The organism is Ralstonia sp. VS2407 (genome assembly GCF_052950655.1).
Map to the genome: position 1 here is coordinate 108309 of NZ_JBRFVG010000008.1, position 25420 is coordinate 133728.

Sequence of the window (25420 nt, forward strand, 5' to 3'; positions counted from 1 at the left end):
GCGCCGGTTTGGCGCAGATCAAGCCGGGCTGTCGTCCACCGACAGCGGCGCAGCCACGTGTTCCAGGGGTTTGCGTTCGGCCGCCGTCCCCCAGCAAGCCTGCACAACGGCAGCCAGCAGCATCAGCACGGCACCGAATGCGTAGCCGCCGAACACGGCATCGCGCGAGTGCGTATCGATCAGCCAGCCGAACAGCGCGGGCCCGGCCACGCCGCCAAGCCCCGTGCCCACGGCATAGAACAGCGCAATGGCCAGCGCGCGCACCTCAAGCGGAAAGGTTTCGCTCACTGTCAGATATGCCGAGCTGGCAGCGGTCGATGCAAAGAAGAACACCACGGTCCACGCGATGGTCTGCGTGGTGCCATCAAGCACACCGGCCTTGAACAGCGCGCCGCTTGCCAGCAACAGCACGCCGCTGATTGCGTAGGTCGCTGCAATCATCGTGCGCCGGCCCACCACGTCAAACAATCGCCCGAGCAGCAGCGGCCCGAGAAAATTGCCCAGTGCGAACGGCAGCAGGTATGTGCCGACCTTCGTTGCGGGCACGTCATAAAAATCCGTCAGCACCAGCGCGTAGGTGAAGAAAATCGCGTTGTAGAAAAACGCCTGTGCCGCCATCAGCGCGAGGCCCACCAGCGCGCGTTGCCGGTGCAGCATGAACAGCACGCGTGCGACTTCCATCAAGCGTGGATGGCCGCGGCGGCGCATGCGCAATGCAGGCAGCGGCGCGGTATCGAAGCGATGGCCGCGTGCGGCAATTTCGCTTTCGATGTCCTGCACGATGGTCTGTGCTTCTTCGTGCCGGCCGCGCGTGATGAGCCAGCGCGGGCTTTCCGGAATCCAGAAACGCATCACCAGGATGATGAGCCCCAGCAGGGCGCCGATGAAGAAGCACAGCCGCCAGCCGGTATCGATGCTCATGTGCGCCGGATCCAGCAGCCACAACGATGCACCTGCGCCCAACGCGGCACCGATCCAGAACGTGCCGTTGATGGCGAGGTCAGTCCAGCCGCGCACGCGTGCCGGCGTCAGCTCCTGGATGGTCGAGTTGATGGCCGCGTATTCACCGCCGATGCCTGCGCCTGTGAGCACCCGAAACACGACCAGGCTGGCAAAGCTCCATGAGAACGCCGTGGCCAGCGTGGCCAGGATGTAGACGCCCAACGTGATGAAGAACAGCTTGCGACGGCCGAGTCGGTCCGTCATCCAGCCGAACAGCAGCGCACCGAACACCGCCCCCACCAGGTATGCGCTGCTGGCAATGCCGACCTGCGCGTTGGTGAGATGCAGGGCAGGGCTTTGCTTGAGTGCGCCCGCCACAGCACCGGCCAGTGTCACCTCCAGGCCGTCGAGCAGCCACGTAATGCCCAGCGCAATGACCACGCGCGTGTGAAAGCGGCTCCACGGCAGGCGATCGAGCCGGCTGGGAAGGTCGGATGTGTGAAAGGCTGGCGATTCGGGCATCGCGGCGCACTCGGAGGGGAATGCGCCCCATGCAGCACGAATTATTCCTGCGACGGGGCGGACGAACCTTCAGAGGGTGCACCCGCGAGCAGCGTGTCTTCAAAGAAGCGGCGGCGCGCGTCCTTGTCGGGCTTGCTGCCCTGGTGCCAGAGCGTGGCCTCCGATAGCTGGTAGGCGTAGAGCATGAAGGCGCGCGTCTTGGCGTCCTTGCGCGCAAAGCCGATCGCCTGGAAATGCTGGACGTAGTAGTCCATGCGATGCTCGTCCACCGCTTCGACGGCTTCTTGCGCCATCGGGTCGCGCCGCGCCCAGGCACGGATGGCGAATTCGATCATGGCTGTGCGGCGGGCGCTGCGTCCGCGAAACGGCAGCGCGAGCAGATCGCGCACCAGGCCCTGCACCGACGGGTTTTGCCGCTCCAGCTTGGGGCCCACGCGCGTGCGCTCGCTCCAGTCCTGCAATACCTGGTGCAGCAGATCGTCGCGGTTCTTGAAGTGCCAGTAGAAGCTGCCGCGCGTCACGTCCAGCTGCTTGGCAAGCACGTCCACGCGCACGGCATCGATGCTCTTTGTCACAAGCAGATCGGTAGCGGCGCGCACCCAGTCGTCAGGCGTGAGCTGTGTACGCGGCGCGGCGGGGGAGGCGGAATCGGCATCGACTTCGACGGCTTCGTCGTGTTCGTCGATCTGCAGGGATGGCTTTGGCATGAAGGCGGATTCTAGCCCCGCTGGCGGGGCTGTCCAGCGCTTAAAGCGTGCTGAGGCCCCCAGGTTTGCGCGGGTTGACACGGCAACAAACGCCCTCCTACCATGCACATACGTTTGTGTATGGAAGGATCGAGCTACCGCAAGCCTTGGTTTGCGGGTTAGTGTAAGAACCATGCTCGACGATGCCTTCTGCACGGCGTCAAACGATAAGACATCAGGAGACATTTGCATGAAGGCATTCCGACTCGCGCTGTGCGCGGCGGCAGCAGTTGGCACATTCGCAGGCGCATTTTGCCCGGGCACCGTCCACGCCGAGACCGTCAAGATCGCGTGGATCGATCCGCTGTCGGGGCTGATGGGCGCGCTGGGCCAGAACCAGCTGCGCAGCTGGCAATACGCGGCTGATCTGGCCAACCAGCAGAACTGGAGCGGCAACGGCACCAAATTTGAAGTCGTCGGCTTTGACAACAAGGTGTCGCCGCAAGAGAGCCTGACGATCCTCAAGCAGATCACCGACCAGGGCATCCGTTACGTTGCCCAGGGCGACGGCTCCAGCGTGGGCATGGCACTGCAGGACGCCATCGCCAAGTACAACGATCGCAATCCGGGCAAGGAGATCATCTATCTCAACTACGCCGCAGTCGATCCGGACATGACCAACAGCAAGTGCAACTACTGGCACTTCCGCCTGGACGCCAACTCCGACATGAAGATGGAGGCCCTGACGAGCTATCTCGCCAAGGACCAGAACATCAAGAAGGTCTACCTGCTGAACCAGAACTACTCGTTCGGCCACCAGGTGGCGCGTGCGGCCAAGGAATATCTCAAGCGCAAGCGTCCGGACATCCAGGTGGTGGGTGAAGATCTGCACCCGCTTGCGCAGGTGAAGGACTTCTCGCCGTATGTTGCGAAGATTCGTGCGTCCGGCGCCGATACCGTCATCACCGGCAACTGGGGGAGCGATCTGGCGCTGCTGATCCGCGCATCGAAGGATGCGGGCCTGACCACCAATTTCTATACGTACTACGCCGGCACAACCGGTGTGCCCACGGCGATGGGCGCCTCCGGCGCAGACCGCGTGAAGGTCATCAGCTACTTCGCGCCGAACGATGGCAACGCCAAGACGAGCGCCGTGCTCGACGGCTTCAAGAAGAAGTACAACGACGACTTCTTCAATGCCGATGTCTACACCGGCATCGCCTTCCTGGCCAAGGCCATCAAGACCAGCGGTTCGGTCGAGCCGGCCAAGGTGGCGAAGGTGATGGAAGGCATGACGGTCGATGGCCTCAATGGCCCGATCGAAATGCGCAAGACCGACCACCAGGCGCAGCAGACGCTGTACGTGACCACCTGGGTCAAGGCCGACGGCAAGAAGATCAAGTACGACCAGGAAAACACCGGCTACGGCTGGCGTACCGACGTCACGCTGGAACCGCACCTCGCGGCCCAGCCGACGTCGTGCCAGATGAAGCGTCCGGCGTCGTAATCGTGTGATCGTGGTGTCCCCGGGTCAGTTCATTAGACCGGGGACACCACGCCTGTGCCCGCCAGATGTCCGCGGGCGTTCTCCAGAAAGCGATCTACCGTGGCCTGCACTGATTCCGGCGACCAGCCGGCAATGTGCGGCGTCAGCACGACCTGCTCCAGGTCCAGCAGCCCGGCCGGCGGCTTGGGCTCGCTCTCATACACATCCAGCCCCGCGCCACCCAGCTTGCCTGCGCGGATGGCCGCTTCCAGCGCCGCCGTATCCACCACGCTGCCGCGCGCAATGTTGACCACGTAGCCGTTGGGGCCCAGCGCTTCCAGGATCGGCTGGTTGACGAGGTGCTTGGTCTGCGCACCGCCTGGCGTGGCAACGATCAGGAAGTCAGCCCACTCGGCCATGTCCTTGAGCGCATCGAAGTAGCGGTACGACACGCCATCGCGTGGCTTGCGGTTGTGATAGCCGATCTGCATGTCGAAGCCGGCAGCGCGGCGCGCGATCTGCATGCCGATGGTGCCGAGACCCACGATGCCCAGGCGCTTGCCGCATACGCCGGGCTGCAGCGGAATGTCGTCGCGCCAGACGCCGTTGCGTGTGGACCGGTCCAGCTTGGGAATGCCGCGCACGGTGGCCAGCAGCAAGCCAAAGGCGTGGTCGGCCACGCAGGCGTCGTTGGTGCCGGCGCCGTTGGCCACCACCACGCCGCGGGCGCGGGCGGCCTCTACATCGATGTTCTCGTAGCCCGCGCCCAGCGCGCAGGCGAGCTCCAGCTCGGGCATCGCGGCGATCTCTGCACCGGTCAGGCCCGTCGAGCCATTGGTCAGCACGATGCGGACGTTTTTCCCCTCGCGCGCGATGGCGGCATCGCGTTCGGCGCGGGTGGGTGCATGGATGACGTGAAAATATTCAGCGATCTGCGCCACGTTATCGGGCGTCATCGCAATGAGGAGCAGCAGGGTCGGTTGCATGGTCAGGAGAGGAGGCGGACCGCATCAATGGGGGCGAGACCCCGATCGGCAAGGAGGTGCGTCGCACGGCGCCTGGCGATGATAGCGCGCGCCCCCAGCGCCTTGCCCCAAGCCACGGCGGCGATGCGGTTACACCCCGTTACCGATGAGCAGGTTTGGTTGCACGGGTTTGCAGGGCTGCGGCATAGACTTTGCGGCAAGAGGCGCATGGCCGCAGGCCGCAGAACAGACTGCAGGTCCGGCGCAGACGCCTCGTTCACAAGACGGGAATCATCATGCGAGCAACGAACAAGTCGGACCGTGCAGGGCGCGCAGCGCGTTGGGTGACAGCAGCCACATTGGCTGCCGTGGCAGCCGGGCTGACAGGCTGCGTGACAGCACCTGCGTACCCCGGTTATGGAGCGGGCTATGGGGCGGGTTATGCCGCGGGCAGTAATGCTTATGGCAACAGCGTCGGCCCGGCCACTTACAGCAGCGGCTATACCAGCGGGTACGACAACACGTACAACAATGGCTACGGTACGAACGCGCCGCAGCCGTATCCACAGCAGCCGGCGCCGACCTATTCGCAGCCACAGCCGGCTTACTCGCAGCCGAACTATTCGCCGTATCCGAGCAACGGCGATCCGTCTTACCAAGCACCGGCGGATAACCGCTACGGCGTTGTCGAATACGTCGAAGCGGTGCCCGTGCGCGGCCAGTCGAGCGGCGTCGGCGCCGTGCTCGGCGGCGTGGTGGGCGGCTTGCTTGGCCACCAGGTTGGCGGCGGGCGCGGCAACACCGTGGCTACCATCGGCGGCGCGGTGGCGGGTGCCATGGCGGGCAACGCCGTGGAAGGCAACACGGTGGTGGGCCAGACCTACCGCGTGACCATGCGGCTGAACGACAATTCGCGCGTGACGCTCACGCAGAACAACCCGAACGGCCTGCGCGTGGGTGATCGCGCCCGCATCGAAAACAACATGGCAGTGCCGTACTAGCCACATCCTGCATGGGATGTGCCCGCGCCGGGCTTCAGAAACGGCGCGGGCCGACCGATATAGCGGAGGCGATAACCCCGCGGTGATTCCCATGCTCAATCGACTTTCCATCCGTTTCCGTCTCAACGCAGCGCTGACGCTGCTCGCCTTGCTGCTCACGATTACGGGCACGATTGGCGTGATCGGGATGCGCGCCTCCGACGCAAATATCAACGAGATCTACTCCAATCAGCTCGCTTCAGCATCGCTGATGGGCAAGGCGCAGCTGAATGCCGCGATCGTGCGTACGACGCTTGATCGGGCGGTCTTCCATCCGGATGCGGCCGACGTGCCGGCCATCATCGAGAAGGCCAACGCTTACCGCGCCAAGTCGGAAGGCGCGTGGAAGCAATACAAGGCGCTCCCCATGACCGCGGAGGAAGCCCGCCTGGCCGCGGACGTTGAAGCCAAACGCGCCGCGTTGTTCCGCGACGGCATCGAGCCCCTGATGGGCGCTCTGCGCGGGCACGATGCCGCTACTGCAGACAAGGTGGTCATGACCGTCATCCCGCCGCAGTTTGTGGCGCTGTCTGCGGCCGTTGACGTGCTGGATCGCAGCCAGGCTGAGCAGGCCAAGACAGCCTACGAAGGCGCGGTCGCCCGCTCGCACGCATTCCTGATGCTGATCGTCGGCGCCATCGTGGTGGGTATTGCCGCAGCGCTGGGCTGCGCATTCGGCCTGCACCGTGCGATCTCGGTGCCGCTCTCAAAGATGCTGGGCCACTTCAGCGCGATCTCGCAGGGCAACCTGACCGAGCGCATCACCGTCAGCAGCAAGGACGAAATGGGTGCGCTCACGCAAGGTCTTATCGACATGCAGCACGGCCTGATCCGCACCATCGTGACGATGCGCGGCGGCAGCGAATCCATCGCCAGCGCCACCAAGCAGATTGCGGCCGGCAACATGGACCTGTCTCAGCGCACGGAAGAACAGGCTTCGTCGCTGGAAGAGACGGCGTCGAGCATGGAAGAACTGACGAGCATCGTGCGTCAGAACGCCGACAACGCTCGCCAGGCCAGCCAGCTTGCGGGCAACGCATCGGACATCGCCGTCAAGGGCGGTGAGGTGGTAGGCCGCGTGATCGAGACGATGTCGGGCATCAACGACAGCAGCAAGAAGATCGCAGACATCATCGGCGTGATCGAAGGCATCGCGTTCCAGACGAACATTCTGGCGTTGAATGCGGCGGTGGAAGCCGCGCGCGCGGGTGAGCAGGGCCGTGGGTTTGCGGTGGTGGCGGGCGAGGTGCGCAGCCTGGCGCAGCGCTCGGCCACGGCAGCCAAGGAGATCAAGGAGTTGATCAGCGATTCAGTAGGCCGTGTCGAGAACGGCTCGACGCTGGTGACCGAAGCCGGGGCGGTGATTGACGAAGTGGTGGTGGCAGTCAAGCGCGTGACCGACATCATGGGCGAGATCAGCTCTGCATCGGACGAGCAAAGCGCCGGTATCGAGCAAGTCAACCAGGCCGTCACGCAGATGGACGAGGTGACCCAGCAGAACGCCGCGCTGGTAGAAGAGGCTGCTGCTGCTGCGCAATCACTGGAAGAGCAGGCTGGCGTGCTGCGCGAGGCGGTGGCATCGTTCCGCCTGCCTGCAGCGGGTGTGCACGCTGAACCCGTGCTGGTGCCCGTGGTTGCAAAGGCGGCGCCTGCCGCGTCGGCTGCGTCGAATACATCGGCCGTGCCCAGCCCGGTCGCTAAACCGGCGGCACGCAAACCTGCCGTGGCGACGGTGCGTTCGGCCAGCAAGCGCGCCGCTGCGCGGGTCAAGCCGGCTGCTGTGCCGGCTCAGAGCGTGAAGGTAGCGCCTGCCATGGCAGCCGACCCCAAGCCTGGCAAGCTTGCCTTGGCTGCGGCCTCCAACGATGCCGACGACTGGGAACAGTTCTGACGCAGAAGTCGACGCGTTCATCTCAACAAGCCGCGCCCCGAGCGCGGCTTTGTGTTTCAGCGCTGTAACGGATTTGCGGAATTGCTTGGGCCGATGTTGTCGGCCTGGATTGCGATTCGCGCGACAACGTAGCGCGCGCCTAGGCAGCCTGCGTGGTCGGCGTGCGTGCGGTGTGAGATCCCCCTGGCGGATCCTTTATGCACAAGGCTTTGCGAGCCGCGTCCCGTTGCGCGCCGACGTGCATGCGGCAACATTCGCACCGTGCCGGTCTGGCGGGCGCTGTGCTCGCTTAACCCAAACACCCTGCACCTGACCGCTCTGCGCCTCCGTCATTCGTAGGGAGGCCTTGTCCGCTGCCCGGACGAATGTCCCAGCTCATTTGATGGCGTTGCATGCCGTGGCGTTGATCTTGCCACCCTTGCCGCCCGCGTCTTGCGTTCACCCATGCAACAACCTGGCGTATCCGGCACGTGTCCGAAGACGTCTGTGGTGCGCTGCACCGCATAACCGTGCGCTTTGGTGGGCGTTGGTATGGTCCTCGCGTTCTCCCTCGCCGGAAGCAGGCTAGAGGGCGACGCATCAACCCGGTCGACAGTAGGTGAACGGGTCGGATGCCACGGCGCAAAGCGGTTGCGCCGCAAGTCGAAAAGACCTTGGGGGAAGCATGAGCGCCGCAGCGCAAGGCGGAAGGTACGCCGGACACTGGCAACGCGCCCGTCGGGTGGGAGCAGGGGAGCAGCCATGAGCGATCTGCCATGGGAGCTTTACCTGGCGTTGCTCAACACCTTGACGGTGGCGACCACACTCGTCATCTTCATCAGCACCGCCGACGATTTTTTCCTGGACGCCTTTTACTGGGTGCGGGAACTGTGGCTGTGGCCGCAGCGTGGGCGCACGCCGGTCACGATCTCGGCGCAATCGTTGCGCGAGCGCGAAGAGCAATGGCTCGCGATCATGGTGCCGGCGTGGAAGGAGTACGACGTCATCGCCAAGATGGTCGAGAACACCCTGGCGACGATGGAGTACACGCGCTTCATCATCTTTGCTGGTGCGTACCGCAACGATGCGGAAACCACCACTGAAGTCGAGCGCATGGTGCGCCGCTATCCGGGCCGTGTGGTGCGCGCAGCCGTCACGCACGATGGCCCGACGTGCAAGGCCGACTGCCTGAACACCATCATCCAGACCATCATCCGGCACGAGGCAGGCCACGGCATCCGCTTTGCGGGCGTGATCATGCACGACTGCGAAGACGTGATCCACCCGCTGGAGCTGAAGTACTTCAACTACTTCATCCGCGATCAGGATCTCGTGCAGTTGCCGGTGCTATCGCTTGAGCGCAAGTGGTACGAGTGGGTGGCCGGTACGTACATGGATGATTTCTCCGAGACGCACCAGAAAGACCTGGTGGCGCGCCAGGCGCTGACCGGCACGGTGCCCGGGGCCGGTGTTGCGCTGTGCTACAGCCGCCGTGCCATAGAAGCGGTGATGAAGGTGCGCGGTGATTCTCCGTTCAACACCAGCACGCTCACCGAAGACTACGACTTCAGCTTCCGGCTGCGCGAACTGGGCATGCGTGAGGCGTTCGTGCATTTCCCGATCTGCGAGAACGCAGAGCCGACTGAAGACGCTCAGGGCAAGACAAGAACACGCTGGCGTTTTGGGCGGCGCAAGGGCGCCCGCCCGCAACTGCTGGCCACGCGTGAGTACTTTCCGAGCACGTTCCGCACGGCGTACCGCCAGCGCGCACGCTGGGTGCTCGGCATTGCGTTCCAGGGCTGGTTGCAGATGGGCTGGAACGGCAACCTCATCACCCGCTACATGTTCTTCCGGGACCGCAAGGGCGTGCTGACGGCGCTGTTCTCGATCCTGGCCTACGTGTTGTCGCTGAACTATCTGGCGCTGGCCGCGCTTTCCGCCAAAGGTGTGATGACCATTCCGGATGGCACGTTCGTGGTCGGCAGCATCTGGATGCAGGATCTGCTGGCCGTCAACGCCGCGTTGCTCTTCAACCGGCTGGCGCAGCGCGTGTACTTTGTCGGGCGGCTCAACGGCCCGCTGCAGGGTGTGCTGTGTCTGCCCAGGCTGGTGGTGAACAACTTCATCAACTTCTTCTCGGTATGCAGGGCGTGGAAGATCTTCCTGATCTACTGCCTGACCGGCAAGCCCATCGCCTGGGACAAGACGCAGCACACGTACCTGTCGAACGACGCGCTGGGCCGCACGCGCTGCAAGCTGGGCGAGACGCTCGTCAAGTGGGAAGTGCTCACGCAGGAGCAGCTGGATGCCGCACTTGCTATCCAGCGCCAGACCGGGCGCCGGCTCGGGCAAGTGCTGATCGAGCAGGGGCTGGTCACGCCCGACACGCTGGCCGATGCGCTGGCCGAGCAGGTCGACCTGCCGCGCGTGAGCCTGACCAACGTCGTGCTCGGTGCGCTGGCGGATTGCCTGCCGCGTGACCTGGCTGTGCGGCATCACGTGGTGCCGTTCTCGATTGGAGAAGACGGTTCGCTCAATATCGCCGTGTCGGAGTTGCCCAACGGCGAAGTGCTGGAAGAGTTGGCCCGTGCGGCCGGTCGCAAGGTCGCGTGCTTCATGGCGTGCGATCACGAAATGTCGGCCGAGCTGGCGCAGATGGCTGATCCCAACCGCCGTACCACGGTCGTGTTCGGCCCGGCGGCGCATTCGGCCATGCTGGCCATTGAATCCATGACGGGCGCCGGCCCAGAAGCTGTAGCCGGCACGGCACCCGCACCCGAGGCTTCCACCATCCCCCCGATTCCTGTGCCGCCGGACCTGCCCCCTGGGCCCGACCCGCGGCCGAACCCATCTGTTGCGGGAGGTGTGGCATGACACACGAGAGAGCCAACCGTTTAACCGTGCGCCATCTGCGCTGGCCGATTGCCGCGGCAGTGTGGGCGCTGTGTCATGGCGTATCGCTGGCAGAGCAGCCCGCGCCGTTGCAGCCCGATGCCTACTTTCGCGCCGACCGCGCCTATCACGCCATCGACGTCAATAAGCTTGACGATGCCGAAGCCGCCACGCGTGCGGCATTGGCCGTGCAGCCTGACAGCCTGCAACTGAACCTGCTGCTGCTGGATGTGCTCACGCGCAAGGGCCAGTTGGATTCGGCACGTGCGCAGGCCGATGCGCTGCTGCGGAAGTATCCCGACGAGCCACGCGTATACGCGCAGCACGGGTTCCTCGCGCAGAAGGCCAACGACCCCGCTGTCGCTGAACAGGACTTCGCACACGCCGTGCAAGGCACCGACTGGACCCCGCAGGAGCAGCGCAACCTGCATCTGGCCTGGTCGGACAGCGCGTATTCCGCAAAGCATCCGCAGGCCGCGCTGGATGCACTCAGCGGCATGAAGGACGACCCCGATGCTGACGTGCAAGTGCGCCTCGCGCAGTCACGCCTGCAATTGGGCGACCGGGATGGCGCAACCCAGGCGGCCACGCTGGCCGTCGAGCACGCTGCGGATCCGGCGCGCCAGCGCTACGCCAAGGCGCTGCTTGCCCAGGCGATGGCGCCGGAAGCGCAGGGCGACGCCACGTCCGCCAATGACCCGCGCGTGGTCGGCCAGCGCGAGTTGAACGAGGCCTACAGCCACTTGCGTGCGCGTGACGACCGCGCGGCATTGGCAGCGTTCCAGCGTGGCTTCGCCACGGGCGAGGGCACCTGGACACACTACGCCGATGCCGCCTACGCAGCCAAGCGCCTGGGCGACAACCCGACCGCCATCAAGCTCTTCCGGGAAAGCCTTGACCATGCCGATGCCGATGCAAAAAGCGACACCGGTGGCAACGGCGACGACCGCCTCCAGCCAGACCGCCGCTTCGGCTACCGGCGCGAAGTCGAGCAGATGCAGCGCACCTTCGGCATGGTGCTCTCCGGTGCGTATCAGACTTCAGCGTTTGGGCTGCCCAACACCGTCAGCGCAGCGCAGGCGGGCGCGGAGGTGTACTGGCAGCCGCCGGGCATCGGTTATCGAGACGGCAGCATCTTCCAGCTCTTCGCGCGTGGCTACGACAGCGTGTACGACCGCAACGGCAACACCGGCCTGCCAACCGCGCAGGGTTCGGTGGGCGCACGCTACAAGCCGATCAAGGACATCAACCTGGTGTTCACCGCCGAACGGCTCTTTCGCATCGGGCAACTGACCACCAACGACACGCTGCTGCGCATTGGATTTTCGACCGATCAGGGGCTCGATCTGCAGGTCACCAAGCCGCGCTGGCAGACGTGGCAGGTGTACGGCGAGGGCGCGTACTTCCTCAACCAGGGCCGCATGATCATCAGCACTGAAATGCGCTACGGGCACACGTGGTTGCTCAACTCGATCAGCGATCGCCTGACGGTGTATCCGCATATCGTGCTGGCGGGCGATCACGACAACAAGGCGATCGGGCAGCGGCTCGCGCTGGGTGTTGGCCCAGGCATCAACTTCCGCTACTGGTTTCGTGAGTCGCACTACGCAGCGCCAGCCAGTTGGCTGGATTTGACCGTGCAGTACCGCTTGCCATTGACGCACGCGGATCGAGCAAAGGGGGTGGTCGCGCGAGCCATTCTTTGGTTCTAAGGCAACACCGTATTCAAGCAGACCCCAGTCAGAGGTGTCGCAGATGAAACGTTTTTGACCGCCGAGGGAAACGGGTAACAAAGAGAACCGGCAGCGACGTCCGCAGGATGGCGTCGCGGCGCCGTGGTGGGTCAAAGCGGGATGCATGGCACGGCCTTCGCTCAGTGGCGAAGTCTGCGTCGGCGTCAGAAGCGGCACGCACGTCCTCGTGCCTGTCGCGCTTTGCAGGCGCGCCGAGCAGATGACAGGGGAATGCAGTGATGATGGGAAAGATCTTGACCGTGTTCGGCACGCGCCCGGAGGCCATCAAGATGGCGCCGCTGGTGCAGGCATTGCAGGCCGAGGCAGGCTTTGCTTCGGCGGTGTGCGTCAGCGCGCAGCACCGGCAGATGCTGGATCAAGTGCTGGAACTCTTCGGCATCGTGCCGGAGTTTGACCTCAATCTGATGCGGCCGGGGCAGACGCTGTCCGACATCACGTCCAACGTGTTGGGCGGCATCGACGGCGTGCTCGATGCCTACAAGCCCGATGCCGTACTCGTGCACGGCGACACGACAACCACGCTGGCGGCAAGCCTGGCCGCGTTCTACCGGCGCATTCCGGTGGGGCATGTGGAAGCGGGTTTGCGGACCGGCAACATCTGGTCGCCATGGCCGGAAGAGCTGAACCGGCGCGTCACCGATTCCGTCACCACATGGCACTTCGCGCCCACGGCTGAATCGCGCCAGAACCTGCTGGATGAGGGCATCGACCCCGAGCAGGTCACACTCACCGGCAACACCGTCATCGATGCGCTGCTGGCCGTGAAGCAACGGCTGGACAACGACGCCGCGCTGTCCGCCCAGATGGCGGCGCGCTATCCGTTTCTGGAGGCCGGGCGTCGGATGATCCTGGTGACAGGCCATCGCCGCGAGAACTTCGGCGAGCCATTCGAGAACTTCTGCGTGGCGCTGCGCCTGCTGGCGGCGCGTCATCCGGATGTGCAGATTGTGTATCCGGTGCACCTGAACCCGAACGTGCAGCAGCCCGTCAACGCCATCCTCTCCGGACATGACAACGTTCACCTGATTGCGCCGCAGGACTACCTTCCGTTCGTCTACCTGATGGACCGCGCCTACCTGATCGTCACCGATTCCGGCGGCATCCAGGAAGAGGCGCCCGCGCTGGGCAAGCCGGTGCTGGTGACGCGCGACACCACCGAGCGGCCGGAGGCCGTTGCATCGGGCACCGCGCGGCTGGTCGGCACCGATACGCAACGCATCGTCGACGAAGCAGAAACGCTGCTCAACAACACTGCCGAATACGAGCGCATGGCACAGGCCCACAACCCCTACGGCGACGGCCACGCCTGCCGGCGCATTGTCGATGCGCTGAAGAAGGCGTTCACCACACAGCCGCAGAAGGTGGCGCGCGGCCCGCAACTCATTCGCAAACCGGCCACCGAGGCCGAAATCATCGATCTGGAAGCGGCGCGCGCCACCGCGCAAGGGTCGTCAACGCAGCAGCGCCTGAACGGTTAGGAGGCTTTGATGAAAGCGAAGCAAATCGGGGGCGGCGTGTTGGTTGCGTCCGCACTTGTTGCCGGGTGGCTGATCGTCGCGCCGCCGTGGGCTGGTGATGGAGGTGTCCCCGCCATCGTGGCCGGCGCGACTGGCCAGGGCAGCCCCAGTACCGACACAGACAAGAAAGCCCCAGCGCCCGCGTCTTCCAGGGCGACGGCCACGGCTGCGCAACCCATGCAACCCACCGTTGTGGCAGCAGTCACACCCAGGCCCGTGACTGGAGGCGGCCGCGCCTACGGCTACGGCGTCATGGACGAGAACGGACAGGTCATCCCACCGCCGCGCCCGGCAGTCATGACCGAAGTCCGCCCCGGCACGCCGGAAAACGAGGCAGCAGGTACAGACCGTGGCCACGATCGTGGCCCCAACTTCAACCTCGGGCTCTACCGCCAAGCGGACGGCTCGTTCTATCGCCCATGATTGCCATGAGTCGGAGAGTCATCATGAAGACATTGCTACGAAAGTTCTTGTGCGCGCTCGTCTTTGCGAGCGGCCTGCTTGGCATATCGCTGACAGCGCCAGCGCAGGCCGCAACCTGCACGATCGGCCTCGGCACCATCTGTGTGACAGTGGGCGGAACCACAACCAGCACGCCAGCCCCGATGCTGGTGCTGTATGACGCGCCGCCCAACGACCAGTACACCAATCTGGGCAAGGCATACGCGATCATGCTCTACAACCTGCTCGCGCACTTCAACACCACCATCACCCTGCTGCCCGTGCAGAACTACACGGCTGGCATGACCGAGCAGTACACCGCCATCTTCTATATGGGGAGTTACTACAACAACCCCATCCCGGCGGCGTTCCTGTCGGATGTGACCACCACGCAGAAGACCGTCGTCTGGTTCAAGTACAACCTGTGGGAACTTGCCTGGAACACGGCGTATCCGTTCACGTCACGTTACGGCATCAACTTCGTTGGTCTGCGCGGCATGAACGCGGCACCGTCGGCGAGCGCGCCGAACCCCGGCTTCTTCGATACGGTGTCGTACAAGAACCAGACCATGACCAAGTACTACGCCTTCAATGCCACGACCGGCGCCATCAGCGCGGATCCGGACATTGGCGTGACTTCCGTGGCTGACCCGACCAAGGCCAGCAGCGTGGTGACGATCACGAATTCGGTGACGCAGGAGACGGCGCCATACATCATGCGGTCGGGTAATTTCTGGTACGTGGCGGACATGCCGTTCTCGTATATCGGCCCACGCGATCGCTATCTGGCGATGTGCGACATGCTGCATGACATCCTGGGCACCAATGCGCCTACGCTGCACCGCGCGCTGGTGCGCCTGGAAGACGTCAACGCGACGAATACTGTGACGTCCATCAACACGCTGACGGACTACCTCTACAGCAAGAGGATTCCGTTCTCGATCGCCACCATCCCGCTGTACAAGGATCCGAACGGCGTCTACAACGGCGGCGTGTCGCAGACGATCCACCTGGTCAACGCGACAGGGCTCAAGTCAGCGCTCAACCATGCGTTGCCACGTGGCGGGAAGATCCTGATGCACGGCTACACCCACCAGTACAGCAACATCCCGAACCTCATCAACGCCGTCAGCGCGAACGACTTCGAATTCTGGCTCGCCACGCAGAACCGGCCGGTGAACGAGGACTCGACGCAGTGGGCAGCCGGGCGGTTGTCGTCGGGTTTGCTGGAGTTCCAGCTCAATGGCTATGCGCCGTTTGCCTGGGAGGCGCCGCACTATCAATCGTCTCCGTTGTCCATCAAGGCCGTGCCGCAGTACTTCAAGAACACGTATCAGCGCGTGGTGTATTACACATCGGACAACCCGCAGACCTTGAACTCGACCGCCGCAGGACATGATTTTTCGGTTGGCCAGTTCTTCCCCTACATCATTCAGAAGGACTACTACAACCAGCGCATCATTCCGGAAAACCTCGGCAACGTGGAATACAACATCTGCAATATCGATCCGTCGTCATGCCTGACGTACACCGCACAGGACATCCTGACCAACGCGACGTATGCACAGGTGGTACGAGACGGCTTTGCCTCGTTCTTCTTCCATCCGTTCTGGCTGGAGCCGGATCTTGGTACGCCGGGCTATACCGACTTCCAGACCATCATCACGGGTATCACCAGCATGGGGTACACCTGGGCGGACGCGAGCACGGTGAAGTGACGATGAGGCGGATGCGCTTGTTACTGGCGACTGTCATGCTGGCATTGAGCGCATCCTCTGAGGCCGCAGGGTCGGTGGGCGAAATGCCTGCCGGCCCTGTGCCGTTGTATGGCGTGACGGTTGACGCAGTGGACAACGTGCCCGCCGTGGTGGACGCGTTGTCGCATCTCTCGCGCACGCCCACTGTGCGCGTTGTCTTTGATGAAGGCATGGATGCACCGCATTACGTCGGGCCGGTGGCCGCAATCCGGGACGTAGCATATGTGATGGGCGAACTGGTGGACTCCTCCACGCTCAAGCAATACACCGCACAGCAACTGCGCCAGCGTGCCGCCGCCTACCTGCACACGCTCGGCACCAACGTCGACGTCTGGGAAGTGGGCAACGAGATCAACGGCGAGTGGACAGGCCCCACACGCGACGTGATCGACAAGACCATGGCGGCCTATGAAGTCATCAGAGCCGGCGGCGGCCGCACTGCGCTCACGCTGTACTACAACGAAGGCTGCGCCGAGCAGCCGTCACGCGCGATGTTCGAGTGGGTGCAACGTAATGTGCCGCTGCGCCTGCGCGATGGGCTCGATTACGTCTTCATCAGCTTCTATGAAGACGACTGCAAGATCCCTCCGCCCGACTGGAACGCTGTGTTCAGCCGTTTGGGCGATCTGTTTCCGCATGCCGCGCTGGGGTTTGGAGAGGTCGGGACGCGACATGCCGCACGCAAGCCGGCGCTCGTCGCGCATTACTACGGGCTCGCGGTCACGCATCCTCGCTTTGTCGGCGGCTACTTCTGGTGGTACTTCCGCCAGGACATGGTGCCGCGCTCAAGGCCGCTGTGGCGCAGCCTCGATGCGGCGTTCCTCAGCATGCCCGTGGCGGTCAGCCGCTAGCCCGCGCGCTGACGCGCTGGGTACTCGTGGTTGATTTACGGCCTGCCAGGTCATCGGGTTCAACGGCCTCACCGTCACGACGCACGAGCTGGATCGTGCGTGTGGGCAGTGCGAACGAGGTGCCGAGGTTTTCCAGCCCCTCCAGGATGGTCAGGTTGATGCGCTGCTGAATATCCATATAGAGGTTGAAGTCCGGATCGGTCACGAAATACACGACCTCGAAGTTCAGCGCGTTCTCGCCAAATTCCTTGAAGTGCGCGCGATCAAACCGCGTGTTGCCTGCGGCTTCCACCGCACGGCGCACGATGTCCGGAATCTTCTGCAGCTGTGCGGCGCGCGCATCGTAGGTCACCCCAAAGGTGAAGACGATACGTCGTTCCGACATTCGTTTGTAATTGTGAATCGTGCTCTTGAGCAGCGCCGTGTTGGAAGCGACGATCTCTTCGCCCGACAGGCTTCGGATGCGCGTGGTCTTGAGACCAACGTGCTGCACCGTGCCGGCAATCGATTCAAAGACGATGAAGTCTCCGATCTCGAACGGCTTGTCCAGCCCAATGGCGAGCGAGGCAAACAGGTCACTCAGGATGCTCTGCACCGCCAGCGCTACCGCCACGCCGCCCACACCCAGGCTGGCGACAAAGGCCGTGATGTTGACGCCCACATTGGCCAGAATGGCCAGCAGCAGCATCGACCACAGTGCAAAGCGCAGCACCCATGCCGTCATGGAAGTGATCACCGGGTTGCGCGTCGCGTGGGTCTGCGTCGACAGCCGATCACGCGCCCACAGCTTCACGCCGCGGTTGAGCCACAGGGCGATCTGGAAGCCGATGATGACGAACCAGATGTGATCGAGCTTGTTGGCAATGCGCGTGGGCAGATCGATGAAGTACGAACCTGCAAGTAAGGCGGCCAGCGCAATGAACAGCGGGTGCGTATCGCGTAGTACCGCCGTGACGAGAATGTCGAAGCGGTAGCCGGTGCGGCGCGCGCGCGCATCAAACCGGTTGCAGATCAGGTGCAACACGCTGGACAGCAACACGTATGCAGCGATCACAGTCAATGCGGCGGCGGCCCAATCGCGGGCCGGCACGCGCAGGAAGGTGTGGGCGTTGAGCCACTCCATGGGCATCTCCGTGCAGAAAACACGGATGCTGCGCCGCACATAGCGTGCCTGCCTTACTGCCGCAATGTTGCCTTCGGCTCTGCGTCGGTCGACACGCACACGCGGTTGCGGCCCTGTCGCTTGGCTTCCATCAGGCCGAGATCGGCATCGGCCAAAAGACGCGCCAGATCTTGCCCGGGGCGCAGCGGCGCGGCACCCACGCTCACTGTCAGCGGCCCCACGGGCGTTTGCGTGCCTGCCACGGCCGTCTTGAGCCGTTCTACCACGGCAAGCGCGCCGGTCAGGCCGCAGCCCGGCAGCAGCACGGCAAACTCGTCTCCGCCCAGACGGCCGAACAGGTCGGCCGGGCGCAGCACGCCCGCCAGCGCATCGGACAACGCGACGAGTGCATCGTCACCGGCGGCATGTCCCCACGTATCGTTGATGGATTTGAAGTGATCGACGTCGAGGTACAGCGCGCACAGCGGCTCGGCATGATGCTGCGCGCGCTCCACCGCAAAGGTGCCCAGCTCGAAGAAGCGTTGCCGCGCGAGCATGCCGGTCAGGTGGTCGGTGTTGGCGCGATCGGCCAGGCTGCGTTCGGCCGCAAAGTGCCGCGCCATGGCGCGCAGCAGGTAGTGGTGAATGACGGCGGCCGCAGCCATGCAGATCGGCAGATAAAGCACCAGCCCCAGCCAGCCGTGGTGGATTGCCGTGGCGGGTTCTGGCGCGATCAGCAGCGCGACGATGGGCCCGGCCGTGCACAGCGCCATGGCGATGCAGAAATCACGCCGGTTGAGCCAGGCGGGGCTGGTCGCAAGCGGCATTAGATAGAACGCCGGCAGTACCCATTGGAGCCCAGCCTGATGACCGAACGCGATGATGGCCACTTCCTCTGCCAGCAGGTGCGTAAGCGCCAGCACCCCCCACATGCCGGTGTGCCGATACCGCTGTGCCACCACCACGATCGCCATCAGCAGGAAGAGCAGCGCAAGCAGCGGCTCCGGCCGATGCAGCAGCCCGACCGACCAGCCCAGCACGATCGCGAAGGCGTAACCGAGCACGCCGCATTTGCTCAGCGCGATGATCATCGGCACAAAATGGCGCGCCTGATAGTCACGCGAGGGTGTGCGTGCGTCGGGCAGGTCGGAGGCGGTAGGCAGGTTCGCGCTCAAGGCAGGGCAAGAGAGACCCTCTGGCGCGACGGGATGATGCGGGCGCGGGCGGGGCCGGATTGCGCAACAAAGCGCGCATTCTAATAGCGGTGGCCAACCCCGTGCGCGGTTTTTTAGTGGGGGGAATCCCGCAATGTACGACTCAGCCTGCCAGCACCTGCCATACCAGCCACACATTGGCGATGCTGATGACGATGAATAACGCCCACGCCAGCCAAGACGTTAACCGGCTGCTCACAAACACCCCCATCAGCGTGCGATCGCCCGTCATGCGAATCAGCGGAAGCATCGCAAACGGCAGTTGCAGGCCGAGCACCACCTGGCTGATGACAAGCAGTTTGCCGATGGCGTGGTCGCCGAGCATCGCCACGCCGATGAACGCGGGGACCAGCGCCAGCGCCCGCGTGATCAAACGCCGCTGCCAGCAGGGGATGCGCAAGTCGAGGAAGCCCTCCATCAGAACCTGCCCCGCGATGGTGCCGGTAAAGGTCGAGCTTTGCCCCGCCGCCAGCAACGCGATCCCAAACAGCAGCCCGGCCAGCGCCGTTCCGACGATGGGCTCCAGCAGGTGGTAGGCGTCCTCGATGTCAGCCACGTTCTGATGGCCGTGCGCGTTGAATGCCGCTGCCGCCAGGATCAGGATTGCGCCGTTCACAAGCAGGGCCAGGCCCAGCGACGCGATGGTGTCCAGCCGCGACAGGCCGATGGCCTCGCGCTTGGCATCTTCGGTGTTGGCCGTCATGCGCGTCTGCACGATGGACGAGTGCAGGTACAGGTTGTGCGGCATCACCGTGGCGCCGAGGATGCCGATGGCCAGATACAGCGGCTCGCGCTGGCTCACGGCCTGCCACGACGGCATCAGCCCGGCCGCCACTGAAGGCCAGTGCGGCTTGATGAGCACGAGTTCAACGAAGTAACACAGCCCGATCGTGAGAATGAGCCCCAGCACGATGGCTTCCAGTTGGCGGAAGTTCTTGCCCTTCAGGCCGAGCACGATCAGCGTGTCCAGCGCGGTGAGCGCCACGCCCCACAGGATCGGCACGCCCAGCAGCAGATGGAAGGCCAGCGCGCAGCCCAGCACCTCGGCCAGGTCGCACGCAATGATGGACAGCTCTGCCAGAAGCCATTGCACGCGCAATGCGCCGGGCTGATAGCGGTTGCGGGAAGCACGCGCCAAGTCCATGCCGGTGACGATGCCCAACCGCGCCGACAGGCACTGCAGCACCATGGCCGCCAGGCTGGAGAGCACCACCACGAACAGCAACGCATAGCCGTAGCGCGAGCCGGCTTCGATGTCGGTGGCCCAGTTGCCCGGGTCCATATAACCGACCGACACCAGCAGCCCCGGCCCCGCAAAGCGCAGCAGCTTCTTCCACAGCGGCAGGCCTGGCGGCACGGCAACGGTGCCGCGCACCTCGGATGGACAGAACGGCGCGGTGGCGGTGGTGGGCAGGCGGAACATGCGCGGCGGCTTAAGGAAAATGCAATCGGAATTTTGGAATGATAGCTAAATGCAACGTTGCATGCCCGGACCCGCGTCCGGTATGTGTTCGCGAGGCGACTTCCTCGTCACATGTCTCAACACATTTAAGGCAAAGCTCAGTCCGTTGCGGTAGATTTCGACCTTCACCGGCGCCTGTTTCCCACGCGCCGGTTGTCCGTTTACCGTCATTACCGCCGCCGAGATTCCCGCGCATGAACGCCATCCTCCTTATCGAAGACGATTTGCCGCTGGGCACCGCACTGGCCCGCGCGCTGCGTCAGGCCGGCTACAACGCGACCTGGGTGCGCCGCCTGGTCGACGCGCAGAAATGGATCACCACCAACACCTTCGAAGCCATCGTGCTCGACCTGGGGCTGCCCGATGGTGAGGGTCATACGTTCCTGGAAGAACTGCGCGCCGCGCACAGCGACGTGCCCGTCATCATTGCGAGCGCGCGCGATGCGCTGTCGGAACGGCTGAAAGGGCTCGATTCCGGCGCGGACGATTTTCTGGTCAAGCCGTTTCCCGTGGACGAACTCATCGCCCGCCTGCGTGCCGTGCTGCGTCGCCATGCGGGGCAGAGCACCAATCAGTGGAACGTCGGCAACCTGGTGGTGGAGCCCTCGCAGAAGCGCGTGACGCAAGAGGGCCAGGTCATCGAACTCACGCCGCGCGAATACCAACTGCTGCTTGAACTTGTGCGCCGCGCCCACCGCTGGGTGCCGCGCGAAACGCTCATGGACGCGCTCTATCGTGAGGGCGACAGCGTCAGTGCCAACGCGCTCGAAGTCGTCATCCACCACCTGCGCCGCAAGCTCGGCAACGAAACCATCCAGACCATTCGCGGTGTCGGCTACATGATCGGCGGCAACCGTGGGGCCGCCCAATGAAGCTGGCGGTTCCAGCCATCCTGCGGGTTCGCTCGCTGTCGTTCCGCCTGTATGTGCTGATCCTGCTGGCGCTGGTGTTGATGCTGCTGGTGCAGCTCGTCATCGCGCATCTGGAAATCTCGCGCACCAACAGCCGCCAGGTGGTGAGCGATCTGCGCATGTCGGCCCAGGCCTATGCGGACCTCACCACGCTCAACATGGATGACGTGCCGCGCCGCGAAGAATTCCTGCGCCGCCTCACCGACATCAAACTGGGCCTGTCGCTGCCCAACATCCTTCCGGGCGAATTCCGCTACGTGCTGTGCGATCGCGCCGGCAATGTCATCACCGCCTTCCCCGGTGCGCCCAACATGCCATGCGGCAAGGCGCAAGGCACCGTCGTCGAGATCATGCTGGAAGGCAAGCCGTGGCGCAGCTACACGGTCGACAGCGTCGACGGCAAGATTTCCGCCACGGTGGCGCAGCCGCTGACGGCCTACGAGCGCGCCATCCGTGATCTCTTCCAGGAAGTGGCGGTGGCGCTGGCCATCCTGGCGAGCGCGCTGATGGTGATGGTCGGCTGGGCCGCACACCAGGGCCTCAAGCCCCTGCGCACGCTCACGCGTCAGGTCGAGGCGCGCGATTCTGCCGACCTCGACCCCGTGCAGAGCGTGGAACATGCCGAACTGAAACCGCTGGTCGACGCTTTGAACGGACTGTTCGCGCGCGTGCGTCGCGGCATCGAGGCGGATCGCCGTTTCTTTGCCGATGCCGCGCACGAGCTGCGCACGCCGCTCGCCGCCATTCAGGCGCAGGCGTATGTCGTGTCGCATTCCGACAGCGAAGACGATCGTTCCACCGCGCTGCGCGAATTTGATCGCGGCATCTCGCGCGCAACGCAGTCGCTTGCCAAGCTGCTCGCCATCGCCCGGCTGGATGCACGCCGCGTGGAGGCGCAACTTGCGCAGGGCGCATTGTCCGACCTCGCGGGGTGCGCGCGCAGCGGCGTGATCCAGCAGGCTTCGCGCGCCGAGCGCCGCAACATCACGCTGTCGTACGACGGCGCCAACCAGGCGTGGGTCTCGGTATCGCACGAAGACGCTGCGACGCTGGTGGAAAACGTGCTCGACAACGCCGTGCGCGAAACGCCCAACGGCGGCGAGGTGCGTCTGGCCGTCAAGCGTATCGAGCAAGCCGGTGCGCCGATGGTCGAACTGCGCATTGAAGACTCCGGCCCCGGTATCCCGCCCGACGAGCGCGATCGCGTGTTCGAGCGTTTCTACCGCCCGCGCACCAGCCAGTCGCAGGGCAGCGGCCTGGGCCTGGCGATCGTGCGCCGTATCGTTGAACTAGGGAATGGCTCGGTGGCCATCGAAGACGGCCTGGCCCATGCAGACGGCAGGGGCTGCGCGATCGTGATCCGCCTGCCGGCGCTGGATTCCACGCCCGAGCCGATCGAGCCCGATGACGCGCCTCCCGGCATGGCCGACACGCCCAGCCATTGATTGGCGCGCGCCGGCACTGCCCTCCAGCTGCCGCCGATCAGTAACCGACCGTGAAACGCTGGCGCGGGTGTGCCGGCTTTTCTGTTTCGTCGAGGAAGGCGATGGCGAAGTCCTCCATCGAAATCCAGGGCTTGCCGTTCGCATCCACCAGCAGCGAATCCTTGCCGATGCGGAAGTGCCCCGTGCGCTGGCCCGGTTCGAAGATGGCCGACGGCGACACGAACGTCCAATTCAACTCGGTTTCCTTGCGCAGCGCGTTGAGGAAATCGCGGCCGGCCGAAGCTTCGTCAAAGTACTCCTTGGGGAACTGCGGCGTGTCGATCAGCGCGACCCCCGGGGCTACTTCCAGGCTGCCCGCGCCACCGACCATCAGCAGGCGCGGCACGGCGGCCTTCTTCACCGCACCAACAATCTGCTCGGCATTGGCTTGCAAGAAACGTACGGTGCTATAGACCACATCGTTGCCGGCAAGCGCGGCAACGAGGCCAGCCTGGTCGGCCACGTCGACATCCTTGGTGGTCAGCCCCGCGCGTGCGGGCAGTTTCGACGCGGTGCGCGCAATGGCCGTCACCTGATGGCCTCGGCGTAGCGCTTCGTCGATCAGGCGGGTGCCCACGTGCCCCGTGGCGCCGATGATTGCGATCTTCATGGTCAATTCCTTGTGGTTGGTCTGGGTGGCTGAAACGTTATATGTAATTGCTGTGGTTACATATAGGGGTAAAAAAATAGGCCGTCATGCGGCCCGGCTAGGCCCGGCGACGGCGGCGCTGTGCGTGTCCGACCTCGCTGAGGATGCCGGCGATGGTTTGCGCCGCCAGCTCGGCATCCAGCGCGGCTTGCGCGCGTTCCGTCACGCGCTCCAGCACGCCGGTGATCTCGCGGCCGACCTCGCACGCCGGGTTGGGCGCATTGGGCGGCAGCGCAATCAGCACCGGAGATTCCACCACGCGAAAGACGTCGAGCAGCGTGATGCTGTCTGCCGGTCGCGCGAGAGTGGCGCCGCCCGTCGCGCCCATCTGCGAGGTCACGAAACCGGCGTCGGCCAACTGCGCCACCAACCGCCGGATGAGCGCCGGGTTCGTTCCTACGCTGCCAGCGATGAGCGATGACGGCACCGGCCCCTCCGTACTGGCGAGCAGGGTCAGGATGTGTACGGCGACGGCGAAGCGGCTGCTGGTAGACATGAGGTTCGGCGCAAAAGTGTAACCATGATAGGTACACTTAGGATCGCAGTCAACTCTGCTGGCAGACGTGCATTTCAGAAGGCTGCGCCCAACGCAGCCGCCCGCGCGTTTGCGTCGGCCTTGGTCGCCGCGAGCAGATCGGGCGCCGTCAGCGTGGGGGCGGCGCTGATCTCCGTCACGTCTTCAATGCCGAGAAAACGCAGCCAGCGGCGCAGATAGGGCTTCTGGAAATCGTCGGGCGATTCGCTCGCGCCTTCCGTGTGCGCTGCGTATGCGCCGGCGCTGGCGTAGATAAGCGCCGCCTTCTTGCCCGAGAGCAGCGCCTGATAGCCCGTGGCGGCCGACCAGTTCCAGTTCTGCCCCGGCAGCGTCACCACATCAATGAAGTGCTTGAGCCGATACGGCACTCCGAAATTCCACATCGGAACGGAAAAGAGGTAATGATCGGCCGCGTTGAAGCGCTGCGACAACGCCACGGCGCGCTGCCATTGCGCATGCTGTTCCGGCGTGGCGTTCTGGGTGCGCAGGACGGCAAACTTGGCGCCGATCATGTCGGCGTCGAACTCTGGCAAGTCGATGCTCTTGCTCCATAAGTCGATCGTGTCCATCTCGTGGCCGGGGTGCGCGGTGCGGTAGGCGTCGAGAAAATGCTTGGCCACGTCGATGGAGTGGGACAGCGTTTTCATGGGTGAAGCTTCGATATAACGCAGGCGGGTCATGATGGGATCCTGATACGTTTTACGCAGCGTCGAAGAAGTTGAGGCCCACCGTGCCGGCAATCACGAGCCCGATGCAGGCCAGGCGCGCGGGCTGCACGCTCTCGCCAAAGAGCACGATGCCCAGCACTGTCACCCCCACCGAGCCGAAGGCCGTCCAGATGGCGTAGGCCGTGCCGGCAGGCAGGCCGCGCATGGCATGCGTGAGCAGGAAGACGCTGGCAAGCGCCGCCACGATGCCGAGCACACTAGGGATGGGTCGCGTCCACCCTTGCGCAAATTTGAGCGAGATCGCCATGGCGATCTCCACAGCGCCGGCTGCCAGCAGCCAGAGCCAGGCGGTTTGAAGCATGGGGCCTCCGAGGTGTCCGCTGCCGGGCCGGCAAGCGGATGCGTTGCGATGCACCCAGAGTAAGGACGGTGCGGTGCGGCAACAAGTACGCACCTGGAGGTAACCACCGTGGGCGACGCGGGTATGGGTGTCCGGGCCTCCGGGCGTCCGGGCGCCGGCCAAACGATCTGTGCGCCGCGTCGGCAAAAACGCAATTCGCTGCCGTGTCGTGGCGCCCGATCGGCACCATCGTCGGCGCCGCTGCTCCTAAGCTAGACGCCATGCAAGGCGGCTTGCCGCCACCCTTGGATTCATTCTCGCGTTCAACCACT

21 protein-coding genes are annotated in these 25420 nt (G+C 64.4%); 11 read left to right on the top strand and 10 right to left on the bottom strand.

Going from position 1 to position 25420, the window contains the following annotated elements:
* Positions 1-18: 18 nt before the first annotated feature.
* Positions 19-1464, bottom strand: coding sequence for an MFS transporter (locus ACU8YE_RS15055; protein WP_446929050.1), 1446 nt, complete (start codon positions 1462-1464; stop codon positions 19-21).
* Positions 1465-1505: 41 nt separating this feature from the next.
* Complete coding sequence (locus tag ACU8YE_RS15060) at positions 1506-2171, bottom strand: TetR/AcrR family transcriptional regulator (RefSeq protein WP_232039098.1); 666 nt, start codon at positions 2169-2171, stop codon at positions 1506-1508.
* A 229-nt stretch (positions 2172-2400) separates the two neighbouring features.
* Here ACU8YE_RS15060 and ACU8YE_RS15065 point away from each other — a divergent pair, with 229 nt between their 5' ends.
* Positions 2401-3657: a branched-chain amino acid ABC transporter substrate-binding protein gene (locus tag ACU8YE_RS15065; RefSeq protein ID WP_433868247.1), complete on the top strand. Its 1257-nt coding sequence runs from the start codon at positions 2401-2403 to the stop codon at positions 3655-3657.
* Positions 3658-3689: 32 nt separating this feature from the next.
* Here ACU8YE_RS15065 and ACU8YE_RS15070 read toward each other — a convergent pair whose 3' ends face one another.
* Positions 3690-4622 carry a 2-hydroxyacid dehydrogenase gene (locus ACU8YE_RS15070; protein ID WP_260803243.1) on the bottom strand — a complete coding sequence of 311 codons (933 nt, stop codon included), beginning with the start codon at positions 4620-4622 and terminating at the stop codon, positions 3690-3692.
* Between the two features lie 275 nt (positions 4623-4897).
* Between ACU8YE_RS15070 and ACU8YE_RS15075 the strand changes: the two genes are divergently transcribed.
* The 8 genes from ACU8YE_RS15075 (at position 4898) to ACU8YE_RS15110 (ending at position 16723) form a co-directional block, all read left to right on the top strand.
* The gene (locus ACU8YE_RS15075) at positions 4898-5602 is read left to right on the top strand and encodes a glycine zipper 2TM domain-containing protein (protein WP_232039101.1); all 705 of its coding nucleotides are present in this window, start codon (positions 4898-4900) and stop codon (positions 5600-5602) included.
* A gap of 91 nt (positions 5603-5693) precedes the next feature.
* A complete protein-coding gene (locus ACU8YE_RS15080) occupies positions 5694-7532 on the top strand; it encodes a methyl-accepting chemotaxis protein (RefSeq protein ID WP_446929051.1) in 1839 nt (612 codons plus the stop codon).
* 741 nt (positions 7533-8273) lie between these two features.
* Positions 8274-10385 (top strand): glycosyl transferase family protein, encoded by a 2112-nt coding sequence (locus tag ACU8YE_RS15085; RefSeq protein ID WP_232039103.1) that lies wholly within the window; start codon positions 8274-8276, stop codon positions 10383-10385.
* Positions 10382-12115, top strand: coding sequence for an NfrA family protein (locus tag ACU8YE_RS15090; RefSeq protein WP_446929052.1), 1734 nt, complete (start codon positions 10382-10384; stop codon positions 12113-12115). Before ACU8YE_RS15085 ends, ACU8YE_RS15090 begins: the two co-directional genes overlap by 4 nt.
* Before the next feature lie 263 nt (positions 12116-12378).
* Positions 12379-13635, top strand: a complete 1257-nt coding sequence (wecB, locus tag ACU8YE_RS15095; RefSeq protein WP_232040238.1) for a non-hydrolyzing UDP-N-acetylglucosamine 2-epimerase — start codon at positions 12379-12381, stop codon at positions 13633-13635.
* Positions 13636-13644: 9 nt separating this feature from the next.
* The gene (locus ACU8YE_RS15100; RefSeq protein ID WP_232039105.1) at positions 13645-14097 is read left to right on the top strand and encodes a hypothetical protein; all 453 of its coding nucleotides are present in this window, start codon (positions 13645-13647) and stop codon (positions 14095-14097) included.
* Between the two features lie 23 nt (positions 14098-14120).
* Entirely contained in the window at positions 14121-15833 is a 1713-nt protein-coding gene (locus tag ACU8YE_RS15105) for a DUF2334 domain-containing protein (protein WP_260803238.1), read from the top strand.
* A gap of 2 nt (positions 15834-15835) precedes the next feature.
* Entirely contained in the window at positions 15836-16723 is an 888-nt protein-coding gene (locus tag ACU8YE_RS15110) for a hypothetical protein (protein ID WP_446929053.1), read from the top strand.
* Here ACU8YE_RS15110 and ACU8YE_RS15115 read toward each other — a convergent pair.
* The 3 genes from ACU8YE_RS15115 to ACU8YE_RS15125 form a co-directional block, all read right to left on the bottom strand.
* Positions 16713-17846 (bottom strand): mechanosensitive ion channel family protein, encoded by a 1134-nt coding sequence (locus ACU8YE_RS15115; RefSeq protein WP_446929054.1) that lies wholly within the window; start codon positions 17844-17846, stop codon positions 16713-16715. The two genes, ACU8YE_RS15110 and ACU8YE_RS15115, sit on opposite strands and share 11 nt — an antisense overlap.
* A gap of 53 nt (positions 17847-17899) precedes the next feature.
* Positions 17900-19000, bottom strand: coding sequence for a GGDEF domain-containing protein (locus tag ACU8YE_RS15120; RefSeq protein ID WP_446929055.1), 1101 nt, complete (start codon positions 18998-19000; stop codon positions 17900-17902).
* Between the two features lie 142 nt (positions 19001-19142).
* A complete protein-coding gene (locus tag ACU8YE_RS15125) occupies positions 19143-20462 on the bottom strand; it encodes an Nramp family divalent metal transporter (RefSeq protein ID WP_343619425.1) in 1320 nt (439 codons plus the stop codon).
* Between the two features lie 233 nt (positions 20463-20695).
* Between ACU8YE_RS15125 and ACU8YE_RS15130 the strand changes: the two genes are divergently transcribed.
* Complete coding sequence (locus ACU8YE_RS15130) at positions 20696-21373, top strand: response regulator (protein WP_004631528.1); 678 nt, start codon at positions 20696-20698, stop codon at positions 21371-21373.
* Positions 21370-22857 carry an ATP-binding protein gene (locus ACU8YE_RS15135; RefSeq protein WP_260803233.1) on the top strand — a complete coding sequence of 496 codons (1488 nt, stop codon included), beginning with the start codon at positions 21370-21372 and terminating at the stop codon, positions 22855-22857. The genes ACU8YE_RS15130 and ACU8YE_RS15135 overlap by 4 nt, the downstream gene beginning before the upstream one ends.
* Positions 22858-22894: 37 nt before the next feature.
* Here the strand turns inward: ACU8YE_RS15135 and ACU8YE_RS15140 are convergent, their stop codons facing one another.
* The 4 genes from ACU8YE_RS15140 to ACU8YE_RS15155 form a co-directional block, all read right to left on the bottom strand.
* Complete coding sequence (locus ACU8YE_RS15140) at positions 22895-23506, bottom strand: NAD(P)-dependent oxidoreductase (protein WP_446929056.1); 612 nt, start codon at positions 23504-23506, stop codon at positions 22895-22897.
* Positions 23507-23603: 97 nt separating this feature from the next.
* On the bottom strand, positions 23604-24041 hold the full coding sequence (locus ACU8YE_RS15145; protein WP_446929057.1) for an Rrf2 family transcriptional regulator: 438 nt from the start codon (positions 24039-24041) through the stop codon (positions 23604-23606).
* Positions 24042-24115: 74 nt separating this feature from the next.
* Positions 24116-24760, bottom strand: a complete 645-nt coding sequence (locus tag ACU8YE_RS15150; protein ID WP_446929058.1) for an FMN-dependent NADH-azoreductase — start codon at positions 24758-24760, stop codon at positions 24116-24118.
* Positions 24761-24779: 19 nt separating this feature from the next.
* Positions 24780-25109: a DMT family transporter gene (locus ACU8YE_RS15155; protein WP_446929059.1), complete on the bottom strand. Its 330-nt coding sequence runs from the start codon at positions 25107-25109 to the stop codon at positions 24780-24782.
* Positions 25110-25420: the final 311 nt, after the last annotated feature.